Raw genomic sequence first — 26212 nt, forward strand, 5'->3', positions numbered from 1 at the left:
ATGCTACCTCTCTACATTGATTTTTACCAGATGTCTTTTGATTAAGATCTTCAAACAACAGCCGCTTCTGGAATCGCACCTTGCATTTTCGCAAAAGCATCAATCAAACTTTGCAATTGTTGGTCGGCTTTAAAAACTCCTAAACCGCGCACTGTGACTTTCCCAGGAGAATAGACAAAGCGGGTTTTGAGATTGTCTGGTAAATTCGCCGCCAACAAGTTCCAAGCTGGTTCTTCCATTGGTGTTTCTAAAACGACGTGCTGCTTGTTTTCTGGTTTAATGCGGCTAAATCCGAGTTTTTTGGCTAACTGTTTGAGTTCCATAACTCGCAGCAGTTGATTAGCTGGGACTGGCAAAGTACCATAGCGATCGCTCCATTCAGCTGCAATCTGCTTTAACTCTCCTTTCGATTTTGCTGTAGCTACCGCCCGGTAAGCACTCATCTTTTGATCCAAATCGGTAATATAATCTGCGGGAATAAATGCCGTCAGGTTGAGGTCAATCTGCGTATCGTCAACCTGGGGAATTTCTTGGCCGCGAATTTCTCGAATTGCTTCTTCGAGCATTTCCATGTATAAATCAAAACCAATGGCATCCATTTGACCGGATTGTTCTGCTCCTAGCAAGTTACCCACTCCGCGAATTTCCATATCGCGCATTGCTAATTGATACCCAGAACCTAGCTGAGTAAATTCTTGAATTGCTCGTAAGCGTTGCCTTGCGGCATCAGATAGCGTCCGCTGCTTGGGATAAAAAAGCCAAGCATGAGCTTGGATACCTGCACGTCCGACACGACCGCGTAATTGATACAACTGTGCCAAGCCAAAGCGATGAGCGTCTTCAATTAAGATGGTGTTGACTCGCGGAATATCTAAGCCAGATTCGATAATTGTCGTACAAACCAGGATATCTGCTTCACCGTTGCTGAAGGTGAGCATGGTTGATTCTAACTCGCTTTCATCCATTTGCCCGTGAGCGATCGCAAATCTCGCCCCCGGTATCATTTCTCGTAAGTTGGCAGTTGTTTCTTCAATACCTTCTACTCGTGGAACTACATAAAATACTTGTCCACCTCGGTCTAATTCTTGACGTATAGCGCTACGCACGCTTTCGGGATTTAGCGGTGCGAGATGAGTTTTAATCGGGCGTCGAGTTGGAGGCGGTGTAGTAATTAAACTCATTTCCCGAATTCCCGACAAAGACATATACAGGGTACGAGGAATGGGAGTCGCGGAAAGAGTCAGCACGTCAACTTGAGTTTTCAAGCTTTTAATTTTCTCTTTTTGGTTCACCCCAAAACGCTGTTCTTCATCCACCACCAACAGTCCTAAATCTTTGAATGATACGCCTTTGCCTAAAAGTTGGTGTGTGCCCACAACTACATCTAATTCGCCCGTTGCCAATCGCTTTTGAATCTCGCGGCGTTCTTCAGCGGAACGAAAGCGGTTGAGTAAGCCGACATTCACGGGGTACGGAGCAAAACGTTCTTTGAGTGTATGGTAGTGCTGCTGAGTTAAAATAGTTGTAGGCGCAAGGAGTGCCACTTGTTTACCGGCGGTGACTGCTTTAAAAACAGCACGAATCGCCACTTCCGTTTTTCCAAAACCGACATCGCCACAAACTAAGCGATCCATTGGTCGATCGCTTTCCATGTCGCGTTTGACATCTTGTACGGCTTTTAGCTGATCTGTTGTAGGTTGGTAAGGGAAGGAGTCTTCCATTTCCTCTTGCCAAGGCATATCGCTGGGGAAACTATAGCCTTGTTGTTGCGATCGCGCTGCATACAATTTCAGCAAGTCCACCGCCAATTTCTTAATCGCTTTGCGGACTCTATTCTTGGTATTATCCCAAGCCTTACCAGTCATCTTATTGAGTTCTGGTGCTCTATCCCCGGCGGCGCGGAAGCGAGATAAAGCACCTAATTGATCCGCTGCGACTCTCAACAAACCGTCGGCATATTGCACCACCAAGTAATCACGAGTTTCATCATTAATCGTTAAGCTTTCCAGTTTCACAAACTTGCCAACGCCATGATTTCTGTGAACCACATAATCCCCCGGACGCAGCTTATTGGGGTCAACTTGTTTAGAAGTCGCTTTGTGGCGCTTGCGAATAAAACCCGGAGTTGCTAAGGAATGCTGACCGTAAAATTCTCGGTCGGTGACGACTACTAGGCGATACGTAGGCAGAATAAAACCTTCGAGTTCCGCCAAGCCAGAATATTTGAGTGCGACTGGCGTGTGGTTGATTTGTAGCTTTTCAATCGCTTGGTAGTCGCGGGGATTGGGGATAAATTGAGCCGGACAATCGTGTTCTTGCAACAGCGACACAGAACGCGAAGGTTGAGCCGAAATCAGCCAGACAGAGAAATTGCGATCGCGTTCCTGGCGAATAGTATCAGCTAATTTGGCAAACTGGTGCGGTGTAACCGGAACGCTTCTACTGGCAAGATTAATGCCATCATTCTCCTCAGACAGTTCCGATAAATATAAAGTTTGAAACCTAGCAACATCAGCCAAACACTCATCAAACGACCGATGAATCTTCGGTAATTGGTTAGACCCTTCCCCATGCCCAATGCCCAATGCCCTATTCCCCATTCCCCATTGTTCTTCCGCATTTTCCACCCAGCGATCGCTATGAGCGTGACACTGTTCTGGTTCATCAATGGCAATTAAGGTATTTTCTGGTAAATAGTCTAGCAGGGATGCTGGTTGCTCGAACGCTAAACCCAAAAAACGACGGCTACCTTCAATCAGTCCTGAGTTTCCATTGCCCAGTCCTGAGTCAGAATTTAACTCAGAACTCATAACTCCTAACTCATCACTATCCTTCAGTGGCGCCATGATGATGGGAGCAAAGCTAGTTGGCGTGAGAATTAACTGCTCGACTTTATCGAGGGCAGAACGTTGAGTTGCTGGGTCAAATTCCCGTATTTGTTCGATTTCATCGCCAAACCATTCCAGCCTCACTGGTAACTCCGAGGAAACCGGAAACACATCAACAATATCGCCACGCCGACTCCATTGCCCTTCAGTTTCCACCAGAGGTACCCGTTCGTACCCCAAAAGAGTGACTTTTTCACTAAAAGCATTGAGATCTATCTCCATCCCCCGCTTTAGCGTCAAACAAAATTCTTGAAAAGCCTCTGGCGGTGGCAGATGCGGCTGCAACGCCCCTTGAGTCGCCACAATTGCTATATTTGTCGCTTGTCCTTTATCATTTGTCCTTTGGTTTGTTTCTGATGACAAATGACTAATGACTAATGACTCTTGACTTTTGACCAAATCCGCCAACACCTGCATTTGTCCCCAACTCATTTCAGTTTCGGGGTCAAAAGGTTCGTAAGGAGAAGCTTCAGAAGTTGGGTAAAAGTGTACTGTTTGCCATCCCATTGCCTCTAGTTGTGCGTAAACGCGTCCGGCTTCTTCCAGAGTGGCGCATACCACGAACAAATTCCTGCCTTGAGTTTGCGCCAATGCTGAAGCTACCAAACCCTTCGGTAGGCGGGGAATGCCATTTAAGCGCAATTCTTGTTGGCGATTTAACTTAGAAATAAACTCAGTAGTGAGCGGCGATCGCCCTAAGGCACGCACAATAGAAGAAAATGACATAAGTTCTACTAGCAATCGAAATCTTGGCGCTTGTTGAAAATCTTGAGGCAGGTTATGTCCACCATTTTAAAAGTGTTAACAGCCCTCTAATTCATTCTCAGGAAGAATAATGTACAACCACATCATAAAATCAACAACTCATAACTATTACTTTGTGTACAGTCAAACCATTTATCGAAGCACCTTTAATACTAGATACTAAGGATTGAGCTAAGTTCGCTCTGATAAGCGGCAATTTTAAACATGTCCTCCATCACTTTTGAAATTTTAATCATCTTGGTGCTAATTATTGCCAACGGCATATTTTCGATGTCTGAGATGGCAATTGTCTCGGCGCGGAAAGTTAGACTACAGCAGCTTGCCAATCAAGGGGATGCTAAGGCAAGGGTAGCACTCAAACTCGCGGAGTCTCCAAATAATTTCCTGTCAACTATTCAAGTAGGTATTTCTCTCATCGGTATTTTGACTGGTGCTTTTGGAGGAGCAACAATCGCTAATCGGCTGGCAGTCTATGTGCGGCTTGTTCCTGTATTGGCACCTTATAGCGAACCCGTATCTTTCGGAATCGTGGTGTTGATTATTACCTATTTGTCATTGATTATCGGCGAATTGGTGCCGAAGCGTTTGGCATTAAATAACCCAGAAGGCATTGCAGCATTTGTAGCTATTCCCATGCGTGCCTTATCGGCGATCGCTTCTCCTATGGTACATCTTTTAAGTGCTTCGACGGATATGGTACTGCGATTGTTAGGGGTTACCCAATCAACGGAACCGCAAGTCACCGAAGAAGAAATCAAAATCTTAATCGAGCAAGGTACTGAAGCGGGAACCTTTGAAGAAGCCGAACAGGATATGGTAGAGCGAGTTTTTCGTTTAGGCGATCGCCCTGTAAGCTATTTAATGACACCTCGTCCTGATATCGTCTGGCTAGACTTAGATGACACCGCTGAAGAAAATCGCCAAAAAATGGTTGATAGTGCCTACTCTCGGTATCCAGTTTGTCAAGGAGGACTTGACAATGTGCTGGGTGTGATCCCAGTTACCGACTTATTAGCTAGGAGTTTTCGAGGCGAACAGCTAGACTTAACAGTAGGATTGCGGCAACCAGTCTTTGTTCCAGAAAGCACCCGCGGTTTGAAAGTTTTAGAATTATTTAAGCAAACCGTGACTCACATGGCACTGGTAGTTGATGAATATGGCGTCATTCAAGGATTAGTCACTCTCAACGACATCATGAGCGAAATCGTCGGCGATGTTCCTTCAACAGATGGACAAGATCAACCACAAGCCGTGCAACGGGAAGATGGTTCTTGGCTTCTGGATGGAATGTTACCTGTGGAAGAGTTTTTGGAACTTTTCGAGATGGAAGAATGGGAATCTGAGGAACGTGGCAGTTATCAAACCTTAGGCGGTTTTGTCATCACTCATTTAGGTCGTATTCCCACCGCAGCAGATCATTTTGAATGGGAAGGTATGCGAATTGAAGTTATGGATATGGATGGTAACCGCGTTGATAAGGTGCTAGTTGTACCAAGCGCCAATCAAATGAAAAATATCGCATCTGATTAAATATCGACTTCTAGAACTATACAGCTTACCCATCTACAGCAGTTTTCAATTGAATGGAATACACATACTGGAAAATTAAATTATTGTCAGTTAGTTAGCACAGCTTTGCTACCCTAGTGCGGTCTATTTAACTTTGAATTGCTGTAAGTAAAATACTCTGAGAAGTTCGCATCTAAAGATTGCCCAATAAAGGCACAAAAGCTGCTACCGTGAGACAAAACCGAGGAATCCTCATAAATAAATTTAGGGGATTCCTTTTGGTCTTTTTGGTAGTTGTACAAGCATCTGCAAAATTAATAAAATATTTGACTTTGATAGAAAAGTATAGCAGTCCTAAATGAGTTATACCGTTTCACTTTAATGATGATACAAATGCTTTGGTAGGGGCACGGCATTGCCCATTGGTGTCAACTTAACGTGAAACCTTTGTGAAGACGTGATATTGAGTTCTACTCACTTACTATCAAGATCCGCGTTACCCCACCCCGGCTTTGCTGACGCAAAACCTCCCCTCCCCTTGGCAAGGGGAGGGGATTGAGGGGTGGGGTAAACGGCTGTGGAACAAAGCTTTGGGCTTAAGTTGACACGTATGGGCATTGCCGTGCCCCTACGCGAAATCTATCAGGCTTTTAGTGAAATGGTATTACAAACAAAAAGATCCCCGACTTCTTGAAGAAGTCGGGGATCTGAAGCCGACTAATGGAGAGCAAATCAAATAAGATTGCTATAGTGCATAAGACATCTTTTAATTATGGGGATTGCCTTGTTGCCCGTTCCCTTTTCCCTTTTACTGTTGAGACAATCGTTTTACTTCTTCACCAGCTAATAATTGATGTGCTTTTTGGAGAATTCGCGGGATTTTATCTGCGTGGGGGCTGGCGGCGAGACATTGGCGCAAGTCTAATTCGTTTAATCGATCGCTCTTATTTCCAGGAAACCAATGACTAGCATTACCAAGCAGGTTATAACGCATTTTGCCATAGTCTACCAAATCGTAGGCGATCGCTAAATTCCACAACCACAAAATCACCCGAATATTTATCTCTCCAGGGGTTTTGTCAACGGTGGGTAAATTATTTTGCCAGGTTTTTACCCAATCTTCTCCCAAAGTGGCGATCGCTTCTGCTTCTAAACGTGCCAAAATGGGTGGCAGAATTTCTGATGCTCTATCTACTAATTCTAAAGTCTTCAGATGTTCGTCAAAATCTTCTGGTTTTGCTGCTCCCAAACTCAAGGTATGCACTTGGGAATGGCTCAAACAAAACAGATCGTTAAACACTATTGGACTCAAAGGAGCGCAAAGATTGACTAATTTTTGCGGCGGTTGATACAACAAACCTCCTTTATTAGATGGGCTAATAATAAATACCCCCATATCGTGACGTTTAGCTGCTTCAATTGCTGCCCAATTCCACTGATTAATGTAGTACCAGTGCAGGTTTACATAATCAAACTGATTAGTATTAATTGTCTGCACAATTACATCAGTGGGGCCATGTGTGGAAAAGCCAACAAATCTGACTTTCCCCTCTGCTTGCAACTGACGTACCACATCCAAACAGCCACCGGGACGGATGCTGTAGTCCAACAACTCAGGAGTATTAATGCCATGCAACCCTAAAAGGTCAACATAATCTAGCTGGAGATATTTTAATGATTTATCAAAATTTTCCCGGAATTCTTTTGCATCTTCCTTTGGGCCGACTTTAGTTTGAACAATCAATTTTTCGCGGGGAAACTTGGGTAATATTCTCCCTAATTGCATTTCTGAAGTGCCATAACCACGGGCAGTTTCAATGTGATTAATACCAACTTCCACGGCTTTTTTAATCGTCGCTTCCAAGTTTGCTTGGTTCTTAGCAGGAATTTCCGATTCAGGAACATCATCCCATTTGAATTGATATCTCATGCCGCCGCAGGAAAACACCGGCATCTGTAATTCTGTGCGTCCAAATCTTCTGTATAGCATTAGTGGATTGTGGATTATTTAACAACTTACAGCAGAATTCAGAAGTCAGAAGCGATGTCCTGAGCGCAGCCGAAGGATCGGAATTACAGAATGAGTCTTTTCTGACTAGCCGATATAGCTTGCCTTCCTGTAGGAGTTTAAATTGGTTTAAATCCTCCACCAAATTCAAAATTTGCTAGTCTTCAATCAGCACAAAGTCAGAGCTGAGGTTTGCGACCATCTGAACTTTGTAAGAGGGTGGCGGATCTAAATTACCTGCTGATTGCATTCTGAATTCTCGATTCTGACTTCTGATTTCATGTCACAATAATTACCTCTGTTTAACCTGTGACATCAGCAAGATTTATCGCATTATGAGATTGTAAGGTCTTTTGGTTATTAGACTGCGACTTGTTCCAGTTCCACAAACAATTATGACATCCTAGTTCATACTAGCAAGGATTTTTCGATTATTTTTGTCAATTTCGATGGAAGAGGTACTGGCGGCTGAGAAACAGCTGTACGCCCCTACCTGTATAAATTAAATAGGAATGCGATCGCAAATATTAGATTTGTTGCCTAACAATATATATTAAAGCTGTCCTACAAGTATGGGGTTTGAGACCCAGGAGTTTCGATAAACTACTTGCGAATCCACGGTAGCATTAAATGGGAATGAAGTTGCCGCTAAATGCGATCGCCCTGCGTCCTTCACCCGAACAATATTCTCTGGGTTCTCTTGGAGTGCTTGCTTCTTCGTGTAAAGCGCATATTCATTATCAGTAAGTTTAATTCTCACTTGGTAACCAACATCACAACCAATGTCTAATAATTTTTCCGGCTCTGTATAAGAGTTTTATTTTTTACCTATAGGTTTATTTCAGATAACAATACTATATGTAAGCATTATTATTTCAGAGTTTCAGTATGAATTGAGGGAAATTATTCCACAAGTAAATTTATTAGCCTCGTTTTATCTGACTTATCGGCATCTGGTTTGTAATTTACCCAAAAAATATGATAAGCTTTCTTAAGAAAAGATAAAATTCAATTTACTAAACGACTACTGGATGTGGAGGAAATAGTCGAGTAAGTTTGCGGATAAATGTCTGGTAAACAAATAAGTAGCGATCGCACAGTAGTACATTTAGTGGTATGGGACAAAGACAACAGACATACGTGAAGTAGCTTTAAAATGCAAAAGGCAATAGAGAAAAATTAATTGCCTTCTGGCTCATGCCCTGTGTTTGTTGCCTGTTGCCCCTTCCCCATTCCCTTCTACTTAAATTGAGAATTCACACCAAAGACTGCTTCTATTCTGAATTCTTTTGTTCACAAATTGTTAACTATTAACACCTTTTTGGACGTTATCAATTACGAAATTATACTTTCCGCTACAACTTAGTAACAATGTAGCAGTCTGATTATGTAGATAACCCGACCGTGGGAAAATCAAGATACCGAAACCAGAAATTAGAGAGGAAAACCCTGTAATATGCATCTGAGTGAAATAACCCATCCCAATCAGTTGCACGGTTTATCCGTTCGACAGCTGCAACAAATTGCCCGTCAAATTCGAGATAAGCATCTTCAGACCGTAGCAGTTAATGGTGGACATTTGGGGCCAGGGTTGGGTGTCGTAGAATTAACACTAGGGCTTTATCAAACACTGGACTTAGATCGGGATAAAGTCGTTTGGGATGTAGGACACCAAGCCTATCCCCATAAACTACTTACAGGACGTTACGATTCCTTCCACAGCCTCAGACAAAAGGGCGGAGTTGCAGGTTATCTCAAGCGTTGTGAAAACAAATTCGATCATTTTGGTGCGGGACACGCTTCCACCAGCATCTCAGCAGCACTGGGCATGGCTTTAGCACGAGATTTAAAAGGCGAAAAATTTAAAGCTGTGGCTGTCATTGGCGATGGCGCACTTACAGGAGGTATGGCTTTAGAAGCCATTAATCATGCCGGACACTTGCCGAAAACTAATTTACTAGTTGTTCTCAATGACAACGAAATGTCCATATCTCCTAATGTGGGTGCGATTCCTCGCTATCTGAACAAAATGCGCCTCAGCCCACCAGTGCAGTTTATCAAAGATAATTTTGAGGAACAGTTTAAGCAAATTCCCTTCGTAGGTGAATCTTTGTCTCCCGAACTCGGACGCATCAAGGAAGGTATGAAGCGGTTGGCTGTTCCTAAGGTAGGTGCAGTATTTGAAGAACTCGGCTTTACCTACATCGGCCCAGTTGACGGACATAATTTAGAAGAATTAATTGCCACATTCCAACAAGCGCATCAAATACCAGGCCCGGTTTTAGTACATGTGGCAACAGTCAAGGGCAAAGGCTATGAAATCGCAGAACAAGACCAAGTAGGCTACCACGCCCAAAGCCCCTTCAATTTAGTAACTGGCAAAGCTATTCCCTCCAGCAAACCCAAACCACCAGCTTATGCCAAAGTCTTTTCTCACACTCTAGTAAAACTTGCCGAACAAAACCCAAAAATCGTTGGCATCACTGCGGCGATGGCAACGGGAACAGGCTTAGATAAACTACAAGCAAAACTGCCCAATCAATATATAGATGTCGGCATTGCCGAACAACACGCTGTCACCTTAGCAGCCGGTTTGGCAACCGAAGGAATGCGCCCCATTGCCGCTATTTATTCTACCTTCTTGCAACGCGCCTACGACCAGATCGTTCACGATGTCTGCATTCAAAACTTACCAGTGTTCTTCTGCTTAGACAGGGCAGGAATTGTTGGTGCTGACGGCCCCACTCACCAAGGTATGTATGACATCGCTTATCTGCGTTGTATTCCTAACATGGTACTGATGGCACCCAAAGACGAAGCAGAACTGCAACGGATGATGGTAACTGGGGTTAACCATACTAGCGGCCCCATCGCTATGCGTTACCCACGTGGCAATGGCTACGGCGTACCGTTGATGGAAGAAGGCTGGGAACCTTTGGAAATTGGCAAAAGCGAGATTCTGCGTACAGGGGATGACGTGTTAATTGTCGGCTATGGCACAATGGTTTATCCTGGAATGCAAGCTGCGGAAATCTTGAGCGAACATGGCATTGAAGCAACTGTAATTAATGCGCGTTTTGCTAAACCTTTGGATACCGAGTTGATTTTGCCTTTAGCTAAGAAAATCGGACGCGTTATTACCTTAGAAGAAGGCTGCGTTATGGGTGGTTTTGGTAGTGCGATCGCCGAAGCTTTATTAGACGCAGACATCCTCGTTCCTGTGAAGCGTTTTGGCGTACCAGATGTATTAGTAGACCATGCCGAACCCGATGAATCGAAGACAGAATTAGGTTTGACTAGTCATCAAATAGCAGAGAGAGTTTTGCAAGCTTTCTTTAAACAACAAGTATCTGCTGTTGTTTAGCTAATTCTTCATAATCACGAATCGCCCGCACTTGTGACTCAGGTGTGGGCGATCGCTTTATTGTCGGTTGCCAGACTTAATGAAAATTTCCTACAGAATCATCGGGCTTTTGGCTTTTATTATCGCAGACTAAGTGAAAAATTTTCCTCATATTTGCGGACTTGTTGAAAATCTTCGACATTAGGAAAAGATTAAAATCTGAAACAAAATAGGGGCAATACGAACATCGCTACCGCCACGAGTAATGTCACCTAGAAGCTTAAATTTTGGAGATTGTAACTAAACAGTTCATAATTGGACTTACTGAAAATTTCAAAATTCTTGAGATTTTCTAAAGAACCAAGAATATATTGAATTTTTAGTAGAATAATTAACCATTACTAACAGTGTAAATATTCCTATTCCCCCGCCTACCGACTATAAATGGCAGGCTTTGTAGATTTTGCAGAGGAGGTGAATAATTACTAAAAGTAAATCCATGTATTTTTTTTAAACTAACGCATAAAAAATTTATGAATTATTTGAGAACGGATATTACTTCGGTTTTTGATTTAGATTTCTTAGGAGATTCAATTTCCTCATCAACTATGTATAAACTGGAGAAAATGAATCAAAAAATAGACATTGAAACTATTTATAAATCCAGCTACCAATGGATATTTTATCAAGGTTTATTTCGACAATTTAATAGATTTTACTTTCAAGTACCAATATCTACCTCTATAAGCAGAGGTTGTTCTATTCTGGTAAATAAGGAATATGGGATTGGCATTCTTTCCATCTGGTTAACATTTAGAAATGTAGATGATCCAATAGGCTGCAAACATAAAGTTTGGAATATTGACGATAGTACATGTTCAGAAATTAATTCTGTTTTACAATTATCTTCAGATTGGGATATTGAAGAGATGGAGCGTCATTATGCTTTTACTTCTATCCAAATAAACTCAGATAATATTTCCGAATTTTGTTATGAGAATGCAGTAATGCTTGGTAGATTATTTACAGGCGGTTACGAACATGAAGAGGAGGAAATACTCAAAAAATATATAGAGCAGAATAATATTAGTAGCCGCCACTATGAGAGACTTTTTATTCGCTGGACAGATGCACTCGCTGTTTATAGTCGTTATATTGACGATCGTCAATATGAAATAGCTTTATGCCGCGCAGTCCAAATTTTTGAAACATGTATTCTTTTACGCAGACTTTTTAAAAATATTTCTGCAAAAAGTGAGAAAATTTCTTCTTCTTTATCAGTAATAAATCCTAATCCTTGGGCTGTTAATAAACTGCAAAGCTCTTTCTCTAGACTAGAGAGAAACTTTGTAGTATCTCCTCCCATTATTTCGGTAGAAGCTGAAAGACTTCTCAAGGCTGCTTATAAAAATTTTGGTATTTTTGAAATGATAGAATCTACCAGACAAGAATGTGAGTTTATGGAAAGACGCTTTCAATGGGTAAAAACTCAATTTATTATTAGTCTTGCTATACTTACATATTTTTTAGATAAAATTTGGGATATTCTAAAAGAGTTATTGATAAAAAAATAGAAAAATTTATTGAGATTACTTAACAGACAGCCCTTTCCACTTAGCCCACAAAAAGTTTCAACTAGTCTGCGAACCTACATTTATCAAATTTAGGAAAAGTTATGAAACTATTTACAATTGGTGACAGTATTTCTCAAGGCTTTATGTCTTTGGCGGCAGCCCGGACAGACCTTTGCTTTTCAACTTTGATAGCTAAATCAATGGGGCTACAAGTTGGTGCTGAATATCTTTATCCTCAATGGCCGATGGGGGGACTACCAGCCAATATTGAGAATATTTTACGGCGTTTAGAGAAAAAATATGGCTCAGATATCAACGGCTTTGATTGGGTCACCATATTGCCAACTCTTGAGAAAGTACTAGATGAAGCTGAAGATTACTACGAACGCCAAGGAGGTAGCGCTAAGCAGCCTTATCCAGGAAGAACTGAATTCTTCCACAATGTAGCAATTCAAGGCTTTGATGTTGCCGATTCTTGGATGATTACACCCCAGATTTGTAAATATCAAATTGAAATTAGTAACGAAAAAGGAGAAGGCAAACCTGATTTTTTAGGTCTGCCTAATGCTGCGTTCTACCGAACAGCACTTAAAGTTCTCAACCCATCTTTAAACCCTACTTATGATAACTATAGTCAACTGGATTGGTTGGAGCATCATACAACGAAAACTCAAGGAGTTGAGAATTTAATTCTCTGGTTAGGATCGAACAATGCCCTTGGAACTGTCATCAGTTTAGAAATTAATCAAACTCCCAATGACTCAAATAAAACTCTCACAAACCCAAGTCAAAAACCCGAATCATTCCGTGAGGTAAGAGAACAATGGAACCTGTGGCATCCCAAAGATTTTGAAGCCGAATATCAAGAATTGCTCGATCGCGTTGATACCATCATGGAGGATAACAACAATCCTAATTGGAATGTCTTCGTTGGAACAGTACCGCTGGTAACTATCGTACCTTTAGCAAAAGGTGTAGGCCCAACTACTGAAATTAACGTGCCTGGAGATGATAAGCCTTCAATTTACTACAAATACTATACTTATTTCCCTTTTGAAGAGGATACAGTTAGAAAAACTGGAACCTTATACTTAACGCTACAAGATGCCCTCTACATTGATGACTGTATTCGCAGCTACAATCAAATAATTAGAGAACTAGTGAAGAGTAAGAACAGTAAATATCAGCGATCGCGGTATCATATTGTTGAACTTGCTAATGCCTTACAAGAAATTGCCTTCAAACGAAATGCTGGAGAAGTGCAGTATGATTTTCCCAAATACTTCGATTTTGTCTATCCCCAAGTCAACACCAAATACTACCATGCAGACACAGCTGGGCGACTTCGACAAGGTGGACTATTTAGTTTAGATGGCATTCATCCATCTGCCATTGGTCAAGGTCTGATTGCTTATGAATTCCTCAAAGTAATGGCGCAGGTTGGAGTTGTTAAGAGTACCGAACTAGATTGGAAATCAATCTTTTTTAGCGATAAACTTTATTCACAACCCATTACTTTAATGCATGAGTTTTACGATAATAAAGAATTTGTTGAAACCATTATCAAGCTGTTCGGAAGAAATCCCCTTGCTAGAAACATACCTATGGCTAGAAGAGTTGGTTAAACGAATAAGTTGAATACAGGAGACAGCACTTCTCTACGAGACGCTCTTGCTAGCTTGCTCGTATTGTAGGGGTACGACTACGCTCAGTGACTAGGCAGCAGGCAGAAGGGAGAAGACTGTTTCCTGTCAAGCGGTTTGGTGTACAAAATGTATTAGTACATACCATCGCTGATGAAAACATAAAGTTTTATATGAAAAAGATAATGTTTTATTAAAGTTTAGTTAATTACCGAAAATCATCTATATTAAATAATTACTTAAATTAACTTTTATCGCTCCATTATCTGTATACTTAATCTAGTTAATTATTAGGATTAGTATAGTATCAATTTACTACCAGTATCAATTTAGGAGCAAGCGATCGCTCTATATTTTTTATGGATTTGACTAGTTATAGCAGTAGTCAGTGATATTAAAACATCAACTGATTGTTAAACATCGGCATCAAGAGACTTTGCTTTTAAGCCTGTTCCCTATTGCCTACTTCCTGCTATAACTTTAAGCCCGTATTCTGTCGTCGCTTTGTCCAAAAATCCAACTGGGGTTTGATATTCAATCCATAAAAATCATTGTCAAACTTCAAAATCTCTGCACTATCTTAAAACCCAAAAAAAAGGAAAGGATAAAATCATGGCCATTCAAGGAACAAACAATAATGATAATTTAGTCGGCACTTCTGGAAATGATACTATTCAAGGCTTAAACGGTAATGATACCCTCTCTGGACTGGGTGGAAGCGATCAATTATTAGGTGGTGCTGGAAGTGATACCTTATCTGGCGGTGCAGGTAGCGACCAATTTGTTTTCGAGTATTTTGATAATTCTATCATTGCCAAAGAGCAAGATATCGTCACTGATTTTCAAAAAGGACAAGACAAAATAGATCTTAGAACTCTAGGTATCAGTGACTTCAATAATCTGTTATTGCTGACAACTAATGATATCGATGGTAACGCCATCATTAGTGTCAGATATCGAGTGACAGATGGCGATTATTATTATCGACTCAAACTCAATGGCATTAGCAGTAGCCAATTACAAGCGAGTGATTTTATTTTCAACAGTGCAGTTGTAGATAACAACATTACAGGAACTGCTTACAATGATGATTTGTTTGGCGGTTTAGGTAACGACACCTTGCAAGGTGCTGGCGGTAATGACCGTTTATTTGGCGAACAAGGAAATGACAGATTATTAGGTGGTCTTGGAAGTGATACCTTGTATGGCGGTGCAGGAAACGATGAATTTGTTTTCGAGTACTTTGATAGTTCTATCCTTGCCAAAGTGCAAGATATCGTCACTGATTTTCAAAAAGGACAAGACAAAATAGATCTTAGAACTCTAGGCATCAGTGACTTCAATAATCTGTTATTGCTGACAACTAATGATATCGATGGTAACGCCATCATTAGCGTCAGATATCAAGTGGTAGATGGCGATTATTATTATCGACTCAAACTCAATGGCATTAGCAGTAGCCAATTACAAGCGAGTGATTTTATTTTCAACAGTGCAGTTGTAGATAACAACATTACAGGAACTGCTTACAATGATGATTTGTTTGGCGGTTTAGGTAACGACACCTTGCAAGGTGCTGGCGGTAATGACCGTTTATTTGGCGAACAAGGGAATGACAGATTATTAGGTGGTCTTGGAAGTGATACCTTGTATGGCGGTGCAGGAAACGATGAATTTGTTTTCGAGTACTTTGATAGTTCTATCCTTGCCAAAGTGCAAGATATCGTCACTGATTTTCAAAAAGGACAAGACAAAATAGATCTGAGAACTCTAGGCATCAGTGACTTCAATAATCTGTTATTGCTGACAACTAATGATATCGATGGTAACGCCATCATTAGCGTCAGATATCAAGTGGTAGATGGCGATTATTATTATCGACTCAAACTCAATGGCATTAGCAGTAGCCAATTACAAGCGAGTGATTTTATTTTCAACAGTGCAGTTGTAGATAACAACATTACAGGAACTGCTTACAATGATGATTTGTTTGGCGGTTTAGGTAACGACACCTTGCAAGGTGCTGGCGGTAATGACCGTTTATTTGGCGAACAAGGAAATGACAGATTATTAGGTGGTCTTGGAAATGATACCTTGTATGGCGGTGCAGGAAATGATGAATTTGTTTTCGAGTACTTTGATAGTTCTATCCTTGCCAAAGTGCAAGATATCGTCATAGATTTTCAAAAAGGACAAGACAAAATAGATCTTAGAACTCTAGGTATCAATGACTTCAATAATCTGTTATTGCTGACAACTAATGATATCGATGGTAACGCCATCATTAGCGTCAGATATCAAGTGGTAGATGGCGATTATTATTATCGACTCAAACTCAATGGCATTAGCAGTAGCCAATTACAAGCGAGTGATTTTATTTTCAACAGTGCAGTTGTAGATAACAACATTACAGGAACTGCTTACAATGATGATTTGTTTGGCGGTTTAGGTAACGACACCTTGCAAGGTGCTGGCGGTAATGACCGTTTATTTGGCGAACAAGGAAATGACAGATTATTAGGTGGTCTTGGAAATGATACCTTGTATGGCGGTGCAGGAAACGATGAATTTGTTTTCGAGTACTTTGATAATTCCATCGTTGCCAAAGAACAAGATATCGTCATTGATTTTCAGAAGGGACAAGACAAAATAGATCTGAGAACTCTAGGCATCAGTGACTTCAATAATCTCTTACTGCTGACAAGTAATGATACCGATGGTAACGCCATCATTAGTGTCAGATATCGAGTGTTTGATGGCGATTATTATTATCGACTCAAACTCAATGGCATTAGCAGCAGCCAATTACAAGCGAGTGATTTCATCTTCAACAGTGCAGTTGTAGATAACAACATTACAGGAACTGCTTACAATGATGATTTGTTTGCTGGCTTAGGTAACGATAGCCTCTCTGGTGGTGCCGGAAATGACCGTTTATTTGGCGAACAAGGAAATGACAGATTATCAGGGGATGCTGGAAATGATACTTTGTATGGTGGCGTAGGAAATGATACTTATTCTTTCCTAGCGAATACTGCCTTGGGAACCGACACAATTATAGAAACTACAACAGGCGGTACTGACACTATTAACTTTAGCGGTACTACAGTTGCCGTCAATCTAAATCTAGGTGTTACAACTTCGCAAACGGTTAATAGCAATCTCAAACTCATTCTTTCTGCCAACAACGTTATTGAAAATGCAACGGGTGGCACAGGCAATGACACTCTCACTGGCAATACACTTGATAATACTCTAATTGGTGGTGGCGGAAATGACCGACTCCAAGGTTTAACAGGAAATGATACTTATTCTTTTGTAGCTAATACTACCTTGGGAACCGACACAATAATAGAAACCACAACAGGCGGTACTGACACTATTAACTTTAGCGGTACTACAGTTGCCGTAAACGTAAATCTAGGTGTCACAACTTCGCAAACAGTTAATAGTAATCTTAACCTGATTCTTTCTGCCAACAACGTTATCGAAAACGCAACAGGTGGCATAGGAAATGACACTCTCACTGGTAATACACTGAATAACACTTTAATTGGTGGTGGCGGAAATGACCGACTCCAAGGGTTAACAGGAAATGATACTTATTCTTTTGTAGCGAATACTGCCTTGGGAACGGACACAATCATAGAAAGCACAACAGACGGTACTGATACTATTAACTTTAGCGGTACTACAGTTGCCGTCAATTTAAATCTAGGTGTCACAACTTCGCAAACAGTTAATAGTAATCTCAACCTGATTCTTTCTGCCAACAACGTTATCGAAAATGCAACAGGTGGCACAGGCAATGACACTCTTACTGGTAATACACTAAATAACACCCTGGTTGGTGGTGATGGAAATGACCAACTCCAAGGGCTAGCAGGAAATGATACCCTCTTGGGAGGTAATGGTAATGATACTCTTACAGGTGGAATTGGTAGTGATAAATATCTATTCCAAAGTAATAGTGTGTTTAACACAAGCTTAGGTATTGATACTATCACTGACTTTGAAGCTGGACAAGACCAAATTGTGCTGAGTAAAACGACTTTCAATGCTATTACTAATACTGTGGGACAAACATTAACTGACTTTGCAGTTGTTAGCGATAATCAATCCGTCAACGCTAGTAATGCACGTATTGTCTTTAGCCAAAGTAGTGGCAGCTTATTCTATAACCAGGATGGCAATGTTTTGGGTGCAGGAACAGTGTTTGAGTTTGCACGTTTACAAAATCCTAATATTACTTTGAGTAGTAGTAATTTCAGTCTGATTGCCTAGTAGCACTTTACCAAATTCCAAATTTCAGATGATTAGGGGCTTCCAAATATTTATTGTAGGATGGCTTCTATCAGCATTCGTGTCAACTTAAGCTCAAACACTGATCCCACAGACATTTTACCCCACCCCCAACCCCTCCCCTTGCCAAGGGGAGAGGCGGTTTTGGCTTTAGACAAAACCGGGGTGGGGTAACGCGGATCTTGATGGTAAGTGAGATAGCTGAATATTACATCTTTACAAGGGTTTGACGTTAAGTTGACACCAATGTTCTATAAGTCCACCCCACAACATTGGATAATTTATTTTTTGGAAGTCCCTTAACTACCTTCACCGATCGCAATAAAATTAAAACAGAATTCTGAATTCTTTGATTTCAATCTGTAAAAGTTTATTATTCTCTCAGCAAATTTAAAAAATATTGCCTTTTTTATGACAGGTTCTACAAACCAGGTTTATCCAGTCATTTGGCACAACGACTCAGTGTCACTAATTGACCAAACTCTTTTACCGAATGAATATACATTCATAGAAATTCATCGCAGTGAAGATATGGCGCGGGCGATTAAAACGATGATTGTCCGGGGTGCGCCTGCAATTGGTGTGGCTGCGGCATACGGAATGTATCTTGGTGCAAGGGAAATTCAGACAAGCGATCGCCACGAATTTTTGCAACACTTAGATAAAGTTGCCCAGTTATTGCGTTCTACTCGTCCCACAGCAGTAAACTTATTTTGGGCAATTAGCCGGATGCTCAAAACTGCCTACGAAACCTTAGGGACAGTAGAAGAAATCAAACAAATTCTCTTGGAAACAGCCCAAGCAATCAACACTGAAGACTTGCAAACTTGTAAAGCGATCGGTGACAATGGCTTAAATGTCTTGCCTACTACCCCTCAAAAGCTGACATTGCTTACCCACTGTAACGCTGGGGCATTAGCTACCGCAGGTTATGGTACAGCCTTGGGTGTCGTGCGTTCTGCTTGGAGACAAGGACGTTTAGGGCGTGTATTTGCCGACGAAACCCGTCCGCGTTTGCAAGGTGCAAAACTTACCACTTGGGAATGCGTGCAAGAAGGTATTCCGGTAACATTAATTACTGATAACATGGCCGCCCATTGCATGAAACAGGGTTTGATTCATGCTGTAGTTGTAGGTGCCGATCGCATTGCCGCTAACGGTGACACTGCGAATAAAATTGGTACATATAGCGTAGCGATCGCTGCTAAAGCACATAATATACCGTTCTTTGTAGCTGCACCTCTTTCCACCGTTGATTTTGAACTAGCCGATGGCAGTAAAATTCCCATCGAAGAACGCGATCCCACAGAAATCTATCAAGTCGGCGATACAATACTTACACCTCTTGGTGTAGATTTTTACAACCCAGCATTTGATGTCACCCCAGCCGAACTAATTACAGCCATCATTACAGAAAATGGAGCGATCGCACCTAGCGAATTGGCAAAATCACAGGTAGAGCAGGTAGTTTAAGGAGGCAGAGGTGCAGGGGGGCAGAGGGGCAGAGGGGCAGAGGGGCAGGGGGGCAGGGGGGCAGGAGGAATTCTACTCTCTCTGTTTATTAAAAGGATACATACATGACTCAAGAGCAATGGACTGCGGTAGACCGTTACCTCAACGACCTATTTGTGCCCCCTGACCCTGTGCTGGATGCGGCGCTTGAAGCCAGTGCTGCGGCTGGTTTGCCGCCGCACAATGTTTCACCGAATCAGGGTAAGCTACTGCTGCTGTTGGCACAACTTCAAAGGGCACGCACCATCCTAGAGATTGGGACTCTGGGGGGCTATAGCACAATCTGGTTGGCGCGGGGATTACCTAGCGATGGTTACTTAATTACGCTGGAAGCCGATGCCAAACATGCCGAAGTTGCTCAGAGGAACATTGCACGCGCCGGTCTGAGCGATGTAGTGGAAGTGCGGGTTGGGCAGGCGCTCTCTACGTTACCACAACTTGCCGCCGAGGGGCACGGCCCATTTGACCTGATTTTCATAGATGCCGACAAGCCAAACAACCCCGATTACTTAGCCTGGGCGCTCAAACTTTCCCATCGAGGCAGCCTGATTATTGCCGATAATGTTGTCCGTAACGGAGCAGTAATCGATACAGCCAGTAACGATGCCAGCGTCCAAGGAGTGCGTCGCTTCAACGAACTGCTGGCATCTGAACCGCGTGTAAGTACCACCGCACTCCAGACAGTAGGTAGCAAAGGATACGATGGCTTTGCGATCGCCCTGGTCGTGGCTGACTAGTAGTGCAAATACTTAGAGAATCGAAAGTGACAAGATGAGGACATAGCTTCGCTAAGGGAAAAGAGAGATCTTTCCTTTCCCCCTGCCCCTTATCCCCAGAGGGGACCCCACCTGCCCCTTTGCCCCTTTCCCTTTCCCCCTTCCCCCATGCCCCAGTTCTTTTGATTTTGCCAAAATGGCGAGACTAATTAGCACAGCGATCGCTACATTAGAAGATATATAAATAAATATATAAATAGAAATCGTTATTGATTTTTATTAATCCGCAGTTCAACGAAAAACATGAGTGCAAGTACCATTCTTTTTGACAACCCTTTACTCCAAGGCACTGGCTTACCTCCATTTGCAGAGATTAAACCAGAACGAGTAGTACCAGCCTTTAATCAATTGTTGGCAGAACTTGACCAACAGCTTGCGGCTTTAGAGGCTAATGTAGAGCCTACTTGGGAAGGTTTAGTGGAACCTTTAGAAAAGCTGACTGAACGGCTTACCTGGAGTTGGGGAGCAGTAAATCATTTAATGGGTGTTAAAAATAGCCCTGAACTGCGGGAAGCTCATGAAATCATACAGCCACAGGTAATACAATTTATCAACAAGCTCGGTCAAAGCCAACCCATCTACAATGCTTTTAAAGTCCTCCGTGGTAGCGATAATTGGGAAACTCTAGAACTAGCCCAACAGCGCATTATAGAAGCCGCCATTCGAGATGCAGAACTTTCTGGTGTTGGCTTAGAAGGAGAAGCGAGAGAGCGTTTCAATATCATTCAGATGGAATTAGCAGAACTTTCTACGAAGTTCTCTAACCATGTACTGGATGCTACTAAAAGTTTTAGCTTAACCCTGACAACAAAAGCTGAAATTGACGGTTTACCCCCAAGCTTAGTCAGTTTAGCAGCCCAAGCTGCTCGTGAAGCTGGCGAAATCAATGCCACACCAGAAAATGGCCCTTGGCGTATTACTTTGGATTTCCCCAGCTACGGCCCTTTCATGCAGCACAGCACGCGCCGAGATTTACGCGAAAAGCTTTACAAAGCTTATATTACCCGCGCTTCTAGTGGCGATTTAGATAACAACCCTTTAATCGAGCGAATTTTGGAATTACGGCAAGAACTCGCAGATTTACTTGGCTTTGGAAGTTATGCCGAGTTGAGTCTTGCCAGTAAAATGGCTCCTAACGTTCAAGCAGTGGAAGCATTATTAGAAGAGCTACGTCAAGCCAGTTATGATGCTGCTGTCAAAGACTTAAAAGAACTCCAAGCTTTTGCTGCATCACATGGAAAAGAACATCAAGATTTAAAACACTGGGATATTAGCTTTTGGGCAGAACGCCAACGAGAAGCAAAATTTGCCTTTACAGCCGAAGAATTACGTCCTTACTTTCCCCTTCCCCAAGTGCTGGATGGCTTATTTGGACTTGTGAAGCGATTATTTGGCGTCACCGTCACCCCTGCCGATGGTCAAGCCCCAGTATGGCATGAGGATGTCCGTTATTTCCAAATTGCTGATGAAACTGGTTCTCCCATAGCTTACTTCTACTTAGATCCTTACAGCCGTCCCGCAGAAAAACGCGGTGGTGCTTGGATGGATGTGTGCATCAATCGTGCCAAAATCACAGAAAATGGTGTAACCAGCATCCGCTTACCCGTAAGTTACTTGATATGCAACCAAACTCCGCCAGTAGATGGCAAACCTAGTTTGATGACCTTCTATGAAGTAGAGACTTTGTTTCACGAGTTTGGTCATGGATTACACCATATGCTCACCAAGATTGATTATGCGGGAGCCGCAGGCATCAACAATGTGGAATGGGATGCAGTGGAACTACCTAGTCAGTTTATGGAAAACTGGTGCTATGAGCGACTAACTTTATTCGGTATGGCGAAGCATTACAAAACCGGGGAAGCTCTACCAGAACATTATTATCAAAAACTGCTGGCAGCGCGTAATTATATGAGTGGTACCGCCATGTTACGGCAGCTTCACTTTAGCACCGTTGATTTAGAACTACACTACCGCTATCGTTCTCATGGTGATGAAACCCCGGCAGATGTGCGCCATCGCATAGCTAAGACTACTACCGTTTTACCACCACTTCCAGAAGATTCGATGCTGTGTGCTTTCGGGCACATATTCGAGGGTGGTTACGCGGCAGGATATTACAGTTACAAATGGGCTGAAGTACTCAGTGCAGACGCTTTTGCCGCTTTTGAAGAAGCTGGTTTAGAAAATGAAGAAGCGATAAAAGCTACAGGACGCCGTTATCGAGATACCGTACTAGCACTTGGTGGTGGAAAACATCCAATGCAGGTGTTTAAAACTTTCCGCGGTCGCGAACCAAGTACGATCGCCCTCCTCAGGCACAATGGTTTAGTTAGCGCTAAGTAGGGAGATGGGGAGATGGGGAGATGGGGAAGTGTGGGGAGTGTGGGGGGAAAGATTTCTTCCCTATCCTCCCACACCTCCCACACCTCCCACACTTCCTGCTTGCCCCATGCCTTATGCCCTATGCCCAAAAATCTAAGGTTTTTCTAACAAAAGCGGTTCTTTAGCAACATCATCTAAGCGGATACTGACTAGTAAATTTTGCCACTGTGCCTGGAGTGCTTCATCTTGGGGGTTTTTCTGACGCAGTTGAGCTAGTATCGCCAGTGCTTCGTGCCATATGCCTTTTTGGGCATAGATTGTATAGCGCTTTAGAGGATCTACGTTTTCTAGTTCTTTAAGTGTTGATTCACCGAGGTCAACTCGTTTTATTACCCCTTCGACGTAAGTCCAGGGGGCATTTTTTTGTTTATCGCAGTTAACGCTGAAAAACCAACGATATTGTTTGTTTAATGCTAAGGCGGGAGCAGTGCTAGGTAGAGAAACGCTGATAATTCCAGGCTTATCTTTGAGAGCGATCGGTTGTTTGTAAACTGGGTTAGAATCCCCATCTTGCAGCACAAATTCCACTGCATAAGCCACATCTTTGGTATATGGCATATAGAAAAACCAACTTGGACGTTCTAATGTCGTTTGCGACCAGACATTAACCACATCGTCAGCTTCCTCAGTAAAAGGCACTAAAGCCGTGAGGTCAGGTTTAGCAGCTGGGCATGTTGTTCCGTTTCCCCGCGTAGCCCCGCCCCGGACGCGTCCTCCAGGAGGAGGGCCTGGTGGAACTGGGGGTTGTTCAAAGCGTGGAGTTTGAGCAACAATGATTTTAGAATTAGAGCGATCGCCAATTTCACCACCAAGGCTCGAAATCTCGCTAGCTAGGAAACCAGTGCAGCTCAAAGCTAATACTAAAAATAGTTTTATTGGTTGTAAATTACACTTCATAAAAATATTACCTGATAAGATTTTGGAATTGGGCATTGGGCATGGGGTATCGGGCATGGGGCAAGGGGTAAAGGGGAAGGGGGAAGGAAAGATCTCTCTTTTCCCTTTAACCTTTACCCTTTTCCCTTAGCGAAGCCATTCCCTAAGTATTTGCACTAGGAATTATTGTCTTAAAATTATAAATTGACATCAAGCCAATGGTGGCTAGTAAGGACAAAGCTGAGGGTACAAAAGGTGCCCAAACACCCCAAATTAATAGACCAAAACAAGCTGCATACAAAACACTACAGCTAACGCCCACTGCTAGTCCTAACCAAGGTAAGGAAAGGTTTCGCCAAGCTAGGACTCCTCCCACCACAGACCAGCCCCAAATCCAAGCCACTTCCAGCCACAGCGACCAAACCCGCAGCAATGGACGCCCATCTTTGACAGCGCTAAGAATTTGGCTGACCATGTGTGCTTGTACCAAGACTCCTGGCATTTGTTCGTCGAGAGGAACTCCATAAGGTGTTGGCCAGGTATCTGGAGAATCTCCTCTTGATATGACACCAATCAAAACAATCCGGTTTTTGACAGCATTGGGGTTAACTGGACTAGATAAAAATTCCGTTAGTGTCACCTGTTCGGCAACTTCTTTTGGAGAACGGTAGTTGAGTAGGATTTGACCGCCATCGGCATTAATATTTTGATACGCACCACTACGAGATTTGAGATTTGGAAAAACAGTCTTACCCAGCTGCAAATTTCCTTCGGGGGTGAATTTGACCCGAATTCCTGAAGGTCGCAGATAGAGGGAAGCCAGTTGTAAACTGAAGGAGTATGAGGTAGAACACAATGATGTCGGCTCTTGGTTCATGAATAAAAGATGGCGACGGATAACTCCATCGCGGTCATGAATAAAGTCACTAAAACCGATATTTGCTTTCGGGATTTCTGGTGGCGGCTGAATACCTCTGATATTGGCTGTACCATCGCTTCCTTTACATACGCCAATTAAGTTTGGAGTTTTTTGGAGACGAGTAATTAAATCTGGCTGTTTGGCATTAAAATCACGGTAGATATCTAAGCCGATCGCTCTAGGTTGATATTGATTCAGTTTTTCTAAAAGTTTGTTGAGAGATTTCTCAGAAATCGAAGCTCCAATTAAAGACTCACCATTTTTTCTTTGAGTTGCCAAATCATCATCATCGATGGTGATTACCAACAGTCGGGAATCAATTCCTTCTGATGGACGCGATCGCATCATCCCATCGAAGGCTTGAATTTCTGTAGCTTCTAGGGTTCCCACCAATCTCGCCACAACTACGAAGGCTGTAACTACCAAACTGGATAACAAAGTGATGCTAAATCTGCGTTTAATCGACGGAGATAAATTCGGCATCTCTTCAACTTCTCTAGACCTTAATTCATCCCAAGTGGGAGGTGTTTGGGCTGGATTTTGGCAAATCACTGGTAGCCAAGTCGCGCAGGGAAATCGATCTTCAAGTCCTTGCAGGCGTTCCCGCGCTTGGCGCACTGATTGATATAAAGACTCTCCACTAGCAAAACCTTGGAGAAAATACTTTAAAAATTCTTGAGCAACCTGGTCTGGAACCGGTTCGCGCATGACAATTATTTGAGGAATTTGCAAATCGGCCAATTCTCGCGCCAATCCCAACCCATCGCAGGAATTGAATATGGCTAGTTGCAAACCATTTTCAATAGCTTTTCTCAGAGCATACTTTAACTCACCAATGGTGAGACTATCAGTTTTATTCAGATAAATTCGGCCGCTTTCTCCATTTCCTTGACTAGAACTATGTCCAGCAAAAAAGAGAATATCCCAATTTTTTCCCCACAGATGCTCAGTTAACTCTTTGCGTTGTGGTTCCACAATAAAACTGATTTCAGTGTTGCTACACTGTTGCAATAAAACTCGATCTGCCTGGGTGTCAATTCCTTGACTATTACCAACAATTGCCAAAATTTTGACTAAAGGATTGGGAGTGCGTGACTTTTGAACGCGATCGTAAGTTGGTGAAGAAAGGGCGATTTCAGCCTTGGGATAGCGTTCCAATAAGTCCCACAAATGCCAAGGTAATAGCTGTAATTGACTATTTTCTGTTTGTAAAATTACCCGCACTTCTTCTGTAGAGGACAATCTTTCTAACCATTTTTCTCTTACAGAGCGAAACTCCTCTGCTTTGAGCCAGGTATTAAAACGTGCCCGCAAAATATGAGAAGTGTTTTCGCAGTCTTGGATCATCGATACATTCGTCACCTGCACTTGCTCAGCATGGAGGCGATAACGATTGCCTATCTGCCGATAACTAGACTGCCAATGACTATAGTAGAGCGGCATTTCGGGAAATGGAGGTAATTTACCCGTGACTTCTGTTGTAGCACGCTGGTGTTCTTCACCAATTTGGAGGGTAACAGCAAAACCTTGCTCAAAACTACCCTCTCCGAATTTCAGAACTACTAACTTACCCATGACCGTCCGTATCCCTCTTTGTGTGCAAACTCACAAACCCCTGATATCTGGCGAACAGCTTCACCAAGTGCCTACAGAACTTTTTTGAAAGTCCCAAAAAGGTGATTTGAATTTTTAATTAATCAATAGACTACTTA

The 26212-nt window shown here is 42.4% G+C and carries 12 protein-coding genes; 8 read left to right on the forward strand and 4 right to left on the reverse strand.

The features are described 5' to 3' along the window. Window positions 1-50: 50 nt before the first annotated feature. Window positions 51-3614: a transcription-repair coupling factor gene (mfd, locus tag NSTC745_RS00095; protein ID WP_445635353.1), complete on the reverse strand. Its 3564-nt coding sequence runs from the start codon at window positions 3612-3614 to the stop codon at window positions 51-53. 243 nt (window positions 3615-3857) lie between these two features. Here mfd and NSTC745_RS00100 point away from each other — a divergent pair, with 243 nt between their 5' ends. Then, window positions 3858-5183, forward strand: a complete 1326-nt coding sequence (locus NSTC745_RS00100; RefSeq protein WP_445635354.1) for a hemolysin family protein — start codon at window positions 3858-3860, stop codon at window positions 5181-5183. A 787-nt stretch (window positions 5184-5970) separates the two neighbouring features. Here NSTC745_RS00100 and NSTC745_RS00105 read toward each other — a convergent pair. Then, complete coding sequence (locus NSTC745_RS00105; RefSeq protein ID WP_445635355.1) at window positions 5971-7152, reverse strand: aldo/keto reductase; 1182 nt, start codon at window positions 7150-7152, stop codon at window positions 5971-5973. A gap of 1474 nt (window positions 7153-8626) precedes the next feature. Here NSTC745_RS00105 and dxs point away from each other — a divergent pair. The 7 genes from dxs to NSTC745_RS00140 all read left to right on the forward strand — a co-directional run bounded on the left by dxs (window position 8627) and on the right by NSTC745_RS00140 (window position 22666). Continuing rightward, complete coding sequence (gene dxs, locus NSTC745_RS00110; protein ID WP_445635356.1) at window positions 8627-10534, forward strand: 1-deoxy-D-xylulose-5-phosphate synthase; 1908 nt, start codon at window positions 8627-8629, stop codon at window positions 10532-10534. A gap of 512 nt (window positions 10535-11046) precedes the next feature. Next, window positions 11047-12087 (forward strand): hypothetical protein, encoded by a 1041-nt coding sequence (locus tag NSTC745_RS00115; protein ID WP_445635357.1) that lies wholly within the window; start codon window positions 11047-11049, stop codon window positions 12085-12087. Window positions 12088-12188: 101 nt separating this feature from the next. Beyond that, window positions 12189-13712, forward strand: coding sequence for a hypothetical protein (locus NSTC745_RS00120; RefSeq protein ID WP_445635358.1), 1524 nt, complete (start codon window positions 12189-12191; stop codon window positions 13710-13712). 630 nt (window positions 13713-14342) lie between these two features. Further along, entirely contained in the window at window positions 14343-18014 is a 3672-nt protein-coding gene (locus tag NSTC745_RS00125) for a beta strand repeat-containing protein (protein ID WP_445635359.1), read from the forward strand. A 429-nt stretch (window positions 18015-18443) separates the two neighbouring features. Continuing rightward, window positions 18444-19505 (forward strand): S-methyl-5-thioribose-1-phosphate isomerase, encoded by a 1062-nt coding sequence (gene mtnA / locus NSTC745_RS00130; protein WP_445635360.1) that lies wholly within the window; start codon window positions 18444-18446, stop codon window positions 19503-19505. A gap of 104 nt (window positions 19506-19609) precedes the next feature. Then, a complete protein-coding gene (locus NSTC745_RS00135; protein ID WP_445635361.1) occupies window positions 19610-20281 on the forward strand; it encodes an O-methyltransferase in 672 nt (223 codons plus the stop codon). A 282-nt stretch (window positions 20282-20563) separates the two neighbouring features. Continuing rightward, window positions 20564-22666 (forward strand): M3 family metallopeptidase, encoded by a 2103-nt coding sequence (locus NSTC745_RS00140; protein ID WP_445635362.1) that lies wholly within the window; start codon window positions 20564-20566, stop codon window positions 22664-22666. 132 nt (window positions 22667-22798) lie between these two features. On the opposite strand, the gene NSTC745_RS00145 is transcribed toward NSTC745_RS00140, so the two are convergent. Together NSTC745_RS00145 and NSTC745_RS00150 are read right to left on the reverse strand one after the other, a co-directional pair. After that, window positions 22799-23602, reverse strand: coding sequence for a DUF928 domain-containing protein (locus tag NSTC745_RS00145; RefSeq protein ID WP_445635363.1), 804 nt, complete (start codon window positions 23600-23602; stop codon window positions 22799-22801). A 142-nt stretch (window positions 23603-23744) separates the two neighbouring features. Further along, window positions 23745-26075, reverse strand: coding sequence for a CHASE2 domain-containing protein (locus NSTC745_RS00150; protein ID WP_445635364.1), 2331 nt, complete (start codon window positions 26073-26075; stop codon window positions 23745-23747). Window positions 26076-26212 lie beyond the last annotated feature (137 nt).

This window comes from Nostoc sp. DSM 114161 (genome assembly GCF_052692665.1).